We start from the raw sequence: 11,914 nt of genomic DNA, 5'->3' as shown, positions 1-11,914 counted from the left end.
GCTGTTCCGGCCGCGCCGCGGGAGGCCCCCCGCCGCGTCGCGCGCCGGGGGGCCGGATCCGCGCGGGCGCACGGAAGCGCCTACGAGACGGGTTCCCTTCGCCGGTATCGTCCGGATCAGGTACTGGGGGTCGCCGGCCGGCCTGGCTGCTGCCGTGCGGCCTCTCAGACCTACCGTCGCCGTCGGCCCCGGCGGATGCCTGCGCCTCCGCCGTAGTCGGCTACTCCGGTTGGACTCCCTCACTCGCCTCGTAGGCTGTCTCCAGCATAGTCCGGGCCACGCTGCCAGAACCCGCCAATTCACACCATTTGCCGACACGGTGGTACGAGTGGCCGGCGCTGTCAGCCGGCCGGCGCCAGGTCCTTCCAGCTCCGCCCGGGTGCCCGCAGGCCCGCCCACTCCTCCAGCAGGCGGCGGGCCTCCCGCGGCGGGGCGGCCAGGGAGACCCGCTGGGTGCCGGCATGACTGTCCCGCCCCCGCTCCACCGTGCCCGCGCTACAGCAGGAGCACAGCAGCTCGAACCCGCTCGCCGGCTCGGCCCCGTACTCGCGCCGGCCGAACAGCTCGACCAGCGCCTCCACGTCGGTGGCCTCGGCCGCGTGCACCGTCACCGTGAGCGTGGGCAGGCCGGACGGTTCGAGGAGCAGCAGTTCGTCGAAGACCGGGTAGGCGTGGCCGTCCACCACGCGGCGGCCCGTCGGCTCGCCGTCGTGCACCACGACCTCGCCGTACCGGCGGCCGGCGGTCACCGGCACGTTCATCACCCGGCCCCGGGTCGGGCAGAGCCGGTCGATCCACACCACCTCCCGCTGCCCGCCGGTGTCCAGCCGCACACAGGCCGGCCCGAGACGGGCCTCGACCGGGCCGTCCCCCGCGGGCAGGGTGATCCCGAACCCCTCCCAGGCCTGGCGCGCGGTGGCCCAGTCACGCTGGACGGTGGCCGCGATGCCCAGGTTCCAGTACGCCGGGTCGCCCTCACCGCGCGGGGCGCGGGCGGCGGCCTCCCGGCCCAGCTCGCAGGCCTTCGCCCAGTTCCGCAGGAACTTGTGGCCGAGGGCGGCGTCGTACCACCATCCCCCGCTCGCCTCCTCGTCGGGGAAGTGGGCGAGCACCCGTTCCAGCAGTCCGACGGCGGTCAGCCACTCCTCGGCGTCCCACGCCCGGTACGCCCGCTCGATCAGCTGCTCGGCCTCGGACTCACGCACGCTTGCCTTCCCCACTCCGGTCGGTACCCGTCGGAACCGCAGGAGCCTACCCCGCCCCCTCGGACGTCCGCGCGGGGGGCGCCGGACCTGGTCGGGCACCCCCGGGAGGGCGGCGACGCACCGCGAGACCGACGCACTCCGGCCCCACGGACACCGACGGGCGCGCCCCGACCCTGTGGCGCGCGGCGGCCTCGACGGCCACGAGGAGGCCCATCAGCGAGCGCTCCGCCGGGCTCCGCGGCGGGACCCAGGGGGCGCCGTGCCGCGCCGGGCGAGGACGCGTGGGCGAGGGGCCTCAGCCGCTCGGGGGGCGCTCACCACCGCGATGCCGCGCGCGACGCACCCCGGGTGGCCCGCCAGGCTCCGCCGAGGTACAGGGGGCGCAGAGCCGGGCCACGTGACGCCGGGAAGGCCTTGGCGACGACACCCGCGGCGAAGCCCGCCGGCGATGGCGGCGCGGCGCACGGACGACGGACCCCGGCCCCCAGCACCCAGGACCCAGGACCGCGGACGGGCGGGACCGATCCCGTGATGCGCGCGGCGCCTCGACGGCCACGGAAGCCCACCACCGCGACGCAGCGCGTGGACAGCGGACCCCACCCGAGGGGGACGCCCACCACCGCGACGCACCCGGGGTGGTCCGGTCCCCGCACCGGACCACCCGGCGAGACGCGGGGGCCGTTCGAGGGGGTGGGCCGGCCGGGCGGTGTGGTCCGGTGCAGGGGCTCGGGGGGCTCAGGCGCGTCCGGTGTCCTTGGCGCGCTCCGAGGAGATGATCATCTCGGCCAGGTCGGCCAGGGTGGCGAGCTGGCGGGGGTTCATCTGCGGGGCGCGGGCGGCCAGCCGCACCAAACCGCTCTCGCGCAGCCGCAGCAGCGGGTCGGCCTCGGCCTCCAGCCCCTGGAGCACCGGCTGGAGCGCCTCGTGCAGCGCCTCCGGTTCGTCCGCGGTGAAGAAGCCCGCGGACAGGCCGAAGAACCGGCGTAACCGGTCGGCGTGCTCCAGGCTCGGCATGCCGCTCTTGCGCCACTCGCTGAGCCACTGCCGGCTGGTCCCGGCGATCCGCGCCAGCTCGTCCAGGGAGTACCGCTTGCCGTCGGGCCGGCGCCGGGTCTCCCGGATGAAGTCGAGCCGTTGGCGCACCCGTTGGGCCAGGCACTGCTCGGATCCCGGCCCGCCGCCGAGGAGTTCGACGACGGTTGTGGCGGGGATGCCGGTGCGGTAGGAGAGGCCGGTCACGTCGAGGACCTCCGGCAGGCGGCCGGGCCGGCCGGTCAGCTCGCCGAGCCGTCGCAGGACTTCGGCCAGCGAGGCGTAGGCGTCACTCACCGAGGTCCCCCTGGGCGTGTCGTCCGTTCGACGGCTGGGCTGACGCGAGGCTACCCGTGTGACCCGTGCGCCGACCAGACATGGCAACACTCCCTGCGGAAGTGCGCAGCTATCGTTGACAGTTGAGGGTGCGGTGGGTGAGGATCACGCAACAGAGAGCAAGATCTGACCCGCCCCGGGTGCCGCCGATGGGGGAGCGGCACCCGGGGTGTTTCTCGTCCGCCTTCGCCGTCGAGGAAGGACCAGGCACCCATGGCGCAGCCCGTCCTCCTCCTCGGGGCCGGACAGCGGGACACCTGCGGTGAGTTCCCGTTGGCACGGATCGCCGCCGCCCACCCGGTCGTCCTGGTCGACCCGGACCCGCCCGCCTGGGCGCGCCCGTACCTGGCCGGCCACCTCGCGGCCGACCCGGCCCGCGAGGCGCAGACCGCCGACACGGTGATGCGGTACGCGGCCCGGCGCCCGGTCGGCGGCCTGCTGACCTGGTCCGCGGAGCACCTGACGACCGCCGCGCGCATCGCCCCCCGGCTGGGGCTGCCCGGTCCGCCGTACGAGACGGCCGCGGCCTGCGCCGACCCCGACGCGCTGCGGGCGCTGCTGCTGCGGCACCGGATCGCGCCGGCCGGTCCCGAGGACACGGAGGGGCCGCTCGTCTCCGCCGAGACGGTCGTCCTCGACGACGAGATCCGCATCGTCGCCCTCACCCGTACGACGACGGGTCCGCCGCCCGCCCGGCGCGCGTTGCGGCACTGCGTCCACGCCCATGACGGCCTCCTGCACAACCGGTTCCTGCGCCAGTGCGTGGAGCGGACCGTGCGGGTGCTCGGGCTGACCCACACCGTCGCGCACGTCACCCTGCGGCTGACCGACCGCGGTCCCCGTGTCGCCGGCGTCGCCCCGCACCTGCCCGGCGACCTGGTGTCGCTGCTGGTGGAACAGGCCACCGGCGTCGATCTCGCCGGGGCCGCCGCCACCCTGGCCACGGGCCGGCTGCCGGAACTGACGCCGACCCGGCAGCGGGCCGCCGCCGTCCAGTTCGCCTACCCGGCGGCCACCGGCGTCCTGACCGACCTGCGCCTGGATCCGGGCGCCGCCGACGAGCCGGCCGCGGAACGCATGGTCCTCACCCGGCGACCCGGTGACCCGGTGACGGCCGCCGCGCACGCGGACGTCACCGACCGGCTCGCGCACTGGGTGGCCACGGGCGAGGACCCCGCGCGGTGCGAGGAGGCGCTGCGCCGCATGGCCCGCCACCTGAGCGCGACGGTGGCCCCGGCGACGGACACGTACGCGGCGTAGCCCGCCGCCGGGCCACGGCCGCCCCCGCTGCCTTCGGCGTCCCCCGCGTCCCCCTCATCACCGTGACCCCGGTCACCGCGGGTACGTGCCCACGGCCACCCCTCGGCCCGCGCGGGGCGGCCGGTACAGTGGCGGGGTCGTCATCACACCCGTACGGGGGGAAGCCGGTGCATTTCCGGCGTCGTCCCTTCCCACGCCCCCGACTTGGCCCGGGCGGGGGGACACCCCTGTCCGCGCACCGTCCTCCGACGGTGCGCCGGACCGCCCCGGGCGGGACGTTGACCGGCTCCCGTGCGCCGGCGGCCCGCCGCGCACGGCACCGTCGAGTTCTACGGAGCCGCGCCGCCCGGGGGTGACCCGCGCTGCCGGCTCCCCGCAGGAGAGGCAGTCGCCGACCATGAACGTCCGCCGCAGTGCCGCGGCCCTCGCCGCCGTAGGCGTGCTGGCCGCCGCCGCGCCCGCCACGGCCGCCGACCCGTCCCCGTCCGCGCCGTCGCCCCGGGTGACGGTCCCGTCCGGGCTGTACGGCAAGGGTGACCCGACGTGGGACGGCGTGTGGCGGCAGTCCCTGACGCTGGTCGCCCAGCGCACCCTCGGCTACCGCCCCGCCGCCGCGGCGGTGGACTGGCTCACCGGCCAGCAGTGCGCGAACGGCGGGTTCGCCGCGTTCCGCGCCACCCCCGGCACGGCCTGCGACAGCAAGGTCAAGCTGGACACCAACAGCACGGCCGCCGCCGTCCAGGCCCTCGCTGCGGTCGGCGGACGCGGCGGCGCGGCCGGGAAGGCCGTCGGCTGGCTGAAGTCCGTGCAGAACAAGGACGGCGGCTGGGGTTACTACCCGGGCGCCCCCAGCGACACCAACTCCACCTCCGTCGTCATCGGCGCGCTGGCCGCGGCCGGCACCGACCCGGCCGGTGTCCGCCGGTCCGGCCGGTCCCCCTACGACGCGCTGCCCGCCTGGTCCGTCCCCTGCGACCAGGGCGGCGGTGGCGCCCTCGCCTTCCAGCCCGACAAGAAGGGCAAGTTGCTCGCCAACGCGGACGCCACCGCGGCCGGCCTGCTCGGCGCCCTCGGCAAGGGCTTCGTCACCGGCGCCGGCAAGGCCCCGGCGAAGGACGGCTGCACCGGGAGCGGCCACCTCACCCGGACGCAGGTGGCCGACAACGCGGGCGCGTACCTCGCGGCGGCCGTCGCGAAGACGGGCCACCTGCGGTCCACGCTGCCCGGTGCCAAGGACCAACCCGACTTCGGCAACACCGCCGACGCCGTGGTCGCGCTCGCCGCGGACGGCCGGACCGGCGCGGCCCGCACGGCGTACGCCTGGCTGGAGAAGCACGCCGGCCGGTGGGCGACGCAGAGCGGCCCGGCCGCGTACGCGCAGCTCGTCCTCGCCGCGCACGCGGCCGGGGAGCAGCCGGGCGACTTCGGCGGCACCAGCCTGGTCCGCTCCCTGAACGCGCTCGGCCCGGCCCCGCACATGGACTCCGCGGCGGACTCGCCGGCGTCCGACGAGAAGGACTCCGGCACCGGCGTCTGGTGGATCGTCGGCGTCGGTCTCGTCGCGGGCATCGGGATCGGTTTCCTGCTGAGCGGCCGGAAGAAGCGGCAGCCGTGACCGCCGTCCGCCGTGCCGTGCCGGTGCTCGTCGCCGTGGCCCTGCTGTCCTGCTCCGCCGGGCCGGCCGGTGCCACCGGCTACCGCTACTGGTCGTTCTGGGAGCGGACCGGGGGGCACTGGGCGTACGCCACGCAGGGTCCCGCGTCCGTCCGCCCCGACGACGGCGGCGTGCAGGGCTTCCGGTTCGCGGTGAGCGCGGACTCCGCGGACGCCAGCCGGCCGCGCGGTACGGCGGACTTCGCCGCGGTGTGCGCGGGGACGCCCGCGAAACCCGGTACGAAACGGGTGGGCCTGGTCCTCGACTTCGGCACCCCGGCGGACGCGCCGTCCGGCGAGCACCCGCCGGCGCCGCGTACGGCGTGCGCGCGGGTGGCGCCGGACGCCACGACGGCCGACGCGCTGGCCGCCGCGGCGAAACCGCTGCGCTACGACACCAACGCCCTGCTGTGTGCCATCGCCGGGTACCCGCGGAAGGGCTGCGGCGAGCAGACCTCCGCCGGCGGCGGCACGGCGTCCGACGGCGGAGGGGAGGCGTCCGACGGCGGGCCCTCGCTGGGGCTGCCGATCGGCGCGGCGGTGGTCGCCGCGCTGGCGGGGGCCGCCGTGTGGCGGACCAAGCGGCGACGCGATGACGCCGGCTGAGACCGGAAGGCGGCGCGGGGCGACTCGCGGGCGCGTCGAGGCCGGCCGCGCGGTGCCCCGCGCCCCCGAGGGGACGGGGTCGGGGCCGGCGTCGTGGTCCGGTGGCGGTGTCCTGCACCCCGGGGCCTGGTGGGCGTGGGCCCTCGGGGTCGGGGTCGCCGCGAGCCGCACCACCAATCCGCTCCTCCTCGGCCTCCTCATCGCCGCCTCCGGCTACGTCGTGGCGACGCACCGTACGTCCGCGCCCTGGGCCCGCTCGTACGCCGCCTTCGCACGGCTAGGGCTCGCCGTCGTCCTCCTCCGGCTCTTCTTCGCGGTGGCGCTCGGCTCCCCCATCCCCGGCACCCACACCCTCCTCACCCTCCCCGAGGTCCCGCTGCCGCACTGGGCGCAGGGCATCCGCCTGGGCGGCCGGGTCACCGCGGAGGCGGTCGTGTTCGCCGCGTACGACGGGCTGAAGCTCGCCGCCCTGCTGATCTGTGTCGGCGCGGCGAACGCGCTGGCCGCCCCGGCCCGCCTGCTGAAGTCCCTGCCCGGCGCGCTGTACGAGACGGGCGTGGCGGTGGTCGTCGCGCTCACCTTCGCGCCGCACCTCGTGGCCGACGTGCGGCGGCTGCGTGCCGCCCGCCGGCTGCGCGGCCGTCCCGACCGGGGTGTACGGGGCCTGTTCCAGGTCGGACTGCCGGTCCTGGAGGGCGCGTTGGAACGTTCCGTGGCGCTGGCCGCCGCGATGGAGGCGCGCGGCTACGGCCGTACCGCCGAGGTGCCCGCCCGGGTCCGCCGTACGACCGCCGCGCTCACCCTCGGCGGACTGCTGGGCGTGTGCGCGGGGACGTACGGGCTGCTGACGGCCGAGGGCGGCACGTACGGCCTACCGGTGCTGGGCTCGGGGGTGGTCGCCGCGCTCGCGGGGCTGCGGCTGGGCGGCCGGCGCTCCCCGCGGACCCGGTACCGCCCGGACCCGTGGGGTGCGCGCGCCTGGCTGGTCGCGGGTTCCGGTGCCGCGGTGGCCGGACTGCTCACGCTCGCCTCCGTCCGGGATCCGGGGGCGCTGCACCCGGGGGTCGTGCCCCTGGTCGCGCCCGGACTGCCCGTCCTGCCCGCCGCTGCCGCCCTGTTCGCCCTGCTGCCCGCCTTCGCCGTCCCCAGGGAGCCGTCGTGATCCGCTTCGAGGAGGTCGGCGTGACGTACGACGGCGCGGCCCGACCCACCGTCACCGGCGTCGACTTCGAGGTGCCCGAGGGTGAACTGGTCCTGCTGGCCGGTCCGTCCGGGGTGGGCAAGTCGACGGTGCTGGGCGCGGTGAGCGGACTGGTGCCGCACTTCACCGGCGGCACCCTGCGCGGCCGGGTCACGGTGGCCGGCCGGGACACCCGCACCCACCGGCCGCGCCATCTGGCCGACGTGGTCGGCACGGTGGGCCAGGATCCGCTCGCGCACTTCGTGACGGACACCGTGGAGGACGAACTCGCTTACGGCATGGAGTCGTTGGGGTTGGCGCCGGAGGTGATGCGGCGCCGGGTGGAGGAGACCCTCGACCTGCTCGGGCTGGCCGGGCTGCGGGGCCGGCCCATCGCCACGCTGTCCGGCGGGCAGCGCCAGCGCGTCGCGATCGGCTCGGTCCTCACCCCGCACCCGCGGGTGCTGGTCCTGGACGAGCCGACGTCCGCGCTGGACCCGGCCGCCGCGGAGGAGGTGCTGGCCGTGGTGCAGCGGCTGGTGCACGACCTGGGGACGACCGTGCTGATGGCCGAACACCGCCTGGAGCGGGTGATCCAGTACGCCGACCGGGTCGTCCTGCTGCCGGCACCCGGCGCGGCTCCGGTCGTCGGTCCCCCGGCCGAGGTGATGGCCGTGTCCCCGGTGTTCCCGCCGGTGGTCGACCTGGGCCGGCTGGCCGGCTGGTCCCCGCTGCCGCTGACCGTCCGGGACGCCCGCCGCCGTGCCGACGGCCTGCGCGCCCGGCTGAGCGACGCCACCGCGACCGCCACCGCCACCGCGGGTACGGCCACGGTCACCTCCGAGACGCCGGTCACCGCGGGCGTTCCCGTTCCCGCCCAGTCGCGGCGCCCCGCGCCCGCCGTGCCCGCCGCCCGTCGCCCCTTCTTCCGCCGCCGCTCCTCCCCCGGCCCGGTGCCGCCGGTCACGCGCGTCGCCGAGGTGCGCGGCCTCTCCGTGCGCCGGGACGGTGTGCACGCGCTGCGGCGGGTGGACCTGACCGTGACCCCGGGCGAGACGGTGGCCCTCATGGGACGCAACGGCGCCGGCAAGTCCACGCTGCTCGGCTCGCTCGTCGGACTCGTGGCGCCCGGTGCCGGCACGGTCACCGTCGGCGGTGCCGTCCCGCACCGCACCCCGCCCCGGGAGCTGGTCCGCAAGGTCGGCCTCGTCCCGCAGGAACCCCGCGACCTGCTGTACGCGGACACGGTGACCGCCGAGTGCGCGGCGGCCGACCGGGACGCGGGCGCGGCACCCGGCACCTGCCGGGTGCTGGTCTCGGAGCTGCTGCCGGGCATCGCGGACGACACGCACCCCCGCGATCTGTCCGAGGGCCAGTGCCTGGCGCTCGCCCTGGCCGTCGTCCTGACCGCGCGCCCTCCCCTGCTCCTGCTGGACGAGCCGACGCGCGGCCTGGACTACGCGGCGAAGGGCCGTCTGGTGGCCGTGCTGCGCGGGCTGGCGGCCGAGGGCCACGCGATCGTCCTGGCCACCCACGACGTGGAGCTCGCCGCCGAGCTGGCCCACCGGGTGGTGCTGCTCGCCGAGGGCGAGGTGATCGCCGACGGTCCGACGGCCGAGATCGTGGTGTCGTCGCCGTCGTTCGCCCCGCAGGTGACGAAGATCCTCGCGCCGCAGCGGTGGCTGACGGTGTCCGAGGTGCGGGAGGCCCTGGCGTGAGCCGGGCCCCGCGGGTGCGCGCCGTCCGCCTCGGCCCCCGCTCCGTCGGCGCGCTCGCGCTGACCGGCGCGGTGGGTGTGGCGGCCTTCGGCTGGCCCTTCCTCGCCCCGCCCGGCTCCGGGCTCGGCGCGCACGCCCAGGACGCGCCGTGGCTGTTCGCGGGTCTGCTGCTGCTCCTGGTGGCGGTGGTGGCGGCGACGGTCTCCGAGTCGGACCTCGGACCGAAGGCCGTGGCCATGCTGGGGGTGCTGGCCGCGACGGGGGCGGCGCTGCGGCCGATCGGCGCCGGGACGGCGGGGCTGGAGCCGATGTTCTTCCTGATGGTGCTGAGCGGACGGGTGCTCGGCCCGGGGTTCGGGTTCTCCCTGGGCTCGGTGACGATGTTCGCGTCCGCGCTGCTCACCGGCGGGGTGGGGCCGTGGCTGCCGTTCCAGATGCTGGCGATGGGCTGGTTCACGATGGGCGCCGGACTGCTCCCCGGCCCGGTCCGGCTGCGCGGTCGCGGAGAGCTGCTGCTGCTGGCCGGCTACGGCTTCCTGGCGGCCTTCGCCTACGGCACGGTCATGAACCTGGCGGGCTGGCCCTTCCTGGGGGCGGCGGCCTCGGGCATCTCCTTCGACGCGGACGCGCCGGTCGCCGCCAACCTGGCCCGCTTCGTCGCGTACTGCCTGGCCACCTCGCTCGGCTGGGACCTGGGCCGGGCGGTGTGCACGGTGGTGCTGACCCTGGCGCTCGGTCCGGCGGTGCTGCGCGCCCTGCGCCGGGCCACGCGGCGGGCGGCGTTCGAGACCGCGGTCACATTCGAGGGTCCCGAAGCGTGAGGCGCCGTCTCCGCACGGTGAGCGGGACGGTGAAGCACCCCACATGACGCACGTCACCTACGAGGCGCGACAGTAGTCCCATTTGTCCGTTACATCCTTCCGTGCACCCCTTCTGACCTGCGCTTTGAGACCCACGCCACAGACTCGCCCACGGCCTCGTATCCGGCCACAACTAGTAAAAGGGGTCATTGCGGACTCGTTTCGCGGCTGTTTCTCTGGAGGACGTCGCCAGGCACCACGAGCCCCCAGGGGCTGCGGCGCCACCGCATGCGGCCACAGTGCGTGGTCCTTTCCATGCGGGTGACCCACCGTCCCCCACTGAAGAGGTTTCTCCGTGTCCGTCTCCTTCATCCGCCGCATCGCCACTCCGAAGAAGGCCCTCACCACCGTCGCGCTGGCCGCCGCCACCGCCGGCATGGCGCTCTCCGCGGCGCCCGCCCAGGCCGCCTCCTCCTCCGACTCCTCGGCCCAGGCGATCGCGCACAAGATGATCCCGGACGCCGCGCAGTTCAACGCCTTCAGCAGGATCGTCGAGCACGAGAGTGGCTGGAACGCCAACGCCACCAACAGCTCCTCCGGCGCCTACGGCCTGGTCCAGGCGCTGCCGGCCTCGAAGATGTCGACCGCCGGCGCCGACTGGAAGACCAACCCCGCCACCCAGATCAAGTGGGGCCTGGACTACATGAACTCCCGCTACGGCAGCCCCGCCCAGGCCTGGAACTTCTGGCAGGCCAACGGCTGGTACTGAGCCGCCCCTACGCGCTCGCACCGCTGAACCACCGCGCGATCCCGGCCAGCGCCGCCCGGTCCGACCCGAAGTGGTCGACCGGGCCCACCTCCAGCACCCGCACCCTCGCCCCCCGGCCGGCGAGGGTGCGCGCGCATGTCCGGGCGTTGCCGATGGGCACGTCCGTGTCGCGGCCGCCCGCGTACAGCCGCACCGGCACCGCGGGCTTCCAGTCGCAGGCGTGCCCATTGGCGCGCAGCGCCTCCAGCAGCCCCCCGGACGGCTCGCGCAGCTGCCGGTAGAAGCGGTCGGTCAGCAGCCGCCGCACGGTGGGCGCCAGCCGCCGGACGATGTCCTCGTCCTTGTGCCGTCCGTCGAACAGCCCCTCGACCCGCCCGGCGTAGGGCTGCCGGAACACCTCGGCGGGGTCCTTGTAGATCGGGTGCAGCCGGTTCTGGGCGACGAGGAAGTAGGAGAGGTAGAACACCCCGCTGACGTCGTTGACCCGGCCGTCGGTCAGCGCGGGCTCCTCGGTGCCCTGGAGGTCGTACGGCCCCGAGACCGGCGCCACCGCCTTCAGCCGGAACCCGGCCGCGTCACCGCCCTGCACCGCCCGGGCCAGCGCCATCGCGACCTGGCCGCCCTGGGAGAACCCGGTGACGTAGAGGTCCCCGTCCAGTTCGCGCCCCAGCATGCGGCCCGCCGTCCGGGACGCGCGCAGCATGTCCACGGACGCGGTCACCGCCGACCGGGTGTCCATGTAGGGGTGGCGTCCGGGTCCCTCGCCCAGCCCCAGGTAGTCGGGGGCGGCGACCGCGCGGCCGGTGGCGGCGAACACGTACGACCGGGTGCGCGCGCCCTCCGCGACGGAGGGGGCGTAGGCGCGGTTCGCCATGGTGCCGTGGGTGTCGGAGACCAGGCCGAGACGGTGCCCGCCGCCCGACGGCAGGGTCAGCAGACCGGTCGCCGTGGTGGGCCGCCCCTGCGGGTCCACCGTGCGGTACGTCACCCGGTACGCGAGGACGCCGTAGCGCAGCGGTACGGAACCGACGTGCCGCTGCCCCAGACTCCGGGCGATCTCGGCGCGGCTGTGGGCGGCCACCGGGACGACGGACACGACCTCCCCCCGGTCGCCGCTCCCCTGCCCGCCGCCCGCCGGCAGCCCCGGTGCCATCCCGGCGGCACCGACCAGCGCCAGGGCGCCCAGGGTGATCGCCGGGCCCTTCCGCATGGGCCGACCGGGCTGCTTTCCCGCCACTTCGCGCGTGTCCTGTGTCATGCCCGGAACGCTACGGACGCAGGCTGCGCCGGGACATCCGAGAGCCCCCCGTCCTCGGGGTGGACTTCCTTCGCGCGCCGGGTGGACTTCTGTCCAC

General features: G+C 76.2%; 10 protein-coding genes. 7 read left to right on the top strand and 3 right to left on the bottom strand.

The window, feature by feature from the left end:
• Nucleotides 1-341: 341 nt before the first annotated feature.
• Nucleotides 342-1,205, bottom strand: a complete 864-nt coding sequence (locus tag ACIQVT_RS07110; RefSeq protein ID WP_403748789.1) for a tetratricopeptide repeat protein — start codon at nucleotides 1,203-1,205, stop codon at nucleotides 342-344.
• 735 nt (nucleotides 1,206-1,940) lie between these two features.
• Nucleotides 1,941-2,534, bottom strand: coding sequence for a helix-turn-helix domain-containing protein (locus ACIQVT_RS07105; protein WP_403748786.1), 594 nt, complete (start codon nucleotides 2,532-2,534; stop codon nucleotides 1,941-1,943).
• A gap of 252 nt (nucleotides 2,535-2,786) precedes the next feature.
• Here ACIQVT_RS07105 and ACIQVT_RS07100 point away from each other — a divergent pair, with 252 nt between their 5' ends.
• The 7 genes from ACIQVT_RS07100 to ACIQVT_RS07070 all read left to right on the top strand — a co-directional run bounded on the left by ACIQVT_RS07100 (nucleotide 2,787) and on the right by ACIQVT_RS07070 (nucleotide 10,559).
• Nucleotides 2,787-3,833: a hypothetical protein gene (locus tag ACIQVT_RS07100; RefSeq protein WP_403748784.1), complete on the top strand. Its 1,047-nt coding sequence runs from the start codon at nucleotides 2,787-2,789 to the stop codon at nucleotides 3,831-3,833.
• A 397-nt stretch (nucleotides 3,834-4,230) separates the two neighbouring features.
• Complete coding sequence (locus ACIQVT_RS07095; protein WP_403748780.1) at nucleotides 4,231-5,448, top strand: prenyltransferase/squalene oxidase repeat-containing protein; 1,218 nt, start codon at nucleotides 4,231-4,233, stop codon at nucleotides 5,446-5,448.
• Nucleotides 5,445-6,092: an SCO2322 family protein gene (locus ACIQVT_RS07090; RefSeq protein WP_403748777.1), complete on the top strand. Its 648-nt coding sequence runs from the start codon at nucleotides 5,445-5,447 to the stop codon at nucleotides 6,090-6,092. The genes ACIQVT_RS07095 and ACIQVT_RS07090 overlap by 4 nt, the downstream gene beginning before the upstream one ends.
• Nucleotides 6,079-7,254, top strand: a complete 1,176-nt coding sequence (locus ACIQVT_RS07085) for a CbiQ family ECF transporter T component (protein WP_403748775.1) — start codon at nucleotides 6,079-6,081, stop codon at nucleotides 7,252-7,254. Before ACIQVT_RS07090 ends, ACIQVT_RS07085 begins: the two co-directional genes overlap by 14 nt.
• Nucleotides 7,251-8,990, top strand: a complete 1,740-nt coding sequence (locus ACIQVT_RS07080; RefSeq protein ID WP_403748772.1) for an ABC transporter ATP-binding protein — start codon at nucleotides 7,251-7,253, stop codon at nucleotides 8,988-8,990. Before ACIQVT_RS07085 ends, ACIQVT_RS07080 begins: the two co-directional genes overlap by 4 nt.
• The gene (locus ACIQVT_RS07075) at nucleotides 8,987-9,811 is read left to right on the top strand and encodes an ECF transporter S component (RefSeq protein WP_403748770.1); all 825 of its coding nucleotides are present in this window, start codon (nucleotides 8,987-8,989) and stop codon (nucleotides 9,809-9,811) included. Before ACIQVT_RS07080 ends, ACIQVT_RS07075 begins: the two co-directional genes overlap by 4 nt.
• A gap of 334 nt (nucleotides 9,812-10,145) precedes the next feature.
• The gene (locus ACIQVT_RS07070) at nucleotides 10,146-10,559 is read left to right on the top strand and encodes a transglycosylase SLT domain-containing protein (RefSeq protein ID WP_403748768.1); all 414 of its coding nucleotides are present in this window, start codon (nucleotides 10,146-10,148) and stop codon (nucleotides 10,557-10,559) included.
• Between the two features lie 7 nt (nucleotides 10,560-10,566).
• On the opposite strand, the gene ACIQVT_RS07065 is transcribed toward ACIQVT_RS07070, so the two are convergent.
• Nucleotides 10,567-11,817: an alpha/beta hydrolase gene (locus ACIQVT_RS07065; protein WP_403748765.1), complete on the bottom strand. Its 1,251-nt coding sequence runs from the start codon at nucleotides 11,815-11,817 to the stop codon at nucleotides 10,567-10,569.
• Nucleotides 11,818-11,914 lie beyond the last annotated feature (97 nt).

Origin of the sequence: Streptomyces sp. NPDC100445 (assembly GCF_044759735.1) — a bacterium.
Taxonomy (GTDB): Bacteria; Actinomycetota; Actinomycetes; order Streptomycetales; family Streptomycetaceae; genus Streptomyces.
The sequence above is the reverse complement of the archived record's forward strand: the minus strand, read 5'-3'. Positions and strand labels throughout refer to the sequence as shown.

Bases quoted from the DNA above. Each gene is read 5' to 3' on its own strand.
- ACIQVT_RS07100 (WP_403748784.1), top strand. From the start codon at position 2,787: ATGGCGCAGCCCGTCCTCCTCCTCGGGGCCGGACAGCGGGACACCTGC.
- ACIQVT_RS07095 (WP_403748780.1), top strand. From the start codon at position 4,231: ATGAACGTCCGCCGCAGTGCCGCGGCCCTCGCCGCCGTAGGCGTGCTG.
- ACIQVT_RS07085 (WP_403748775.1), top strand. From the start codon at position 6,079: ATGACGCCGGCTGAGACCGGAAGGCGGCGCGGGGCGACTCGCGGGCGC.
- ACIQVT_RS07065 (WP_403748765.1), bottom strand. From the start codon at position 11,817: ATGACACAGGACACGCGCGAAGTGGCGGGAAAGCAGCCCGGTCGGCCC.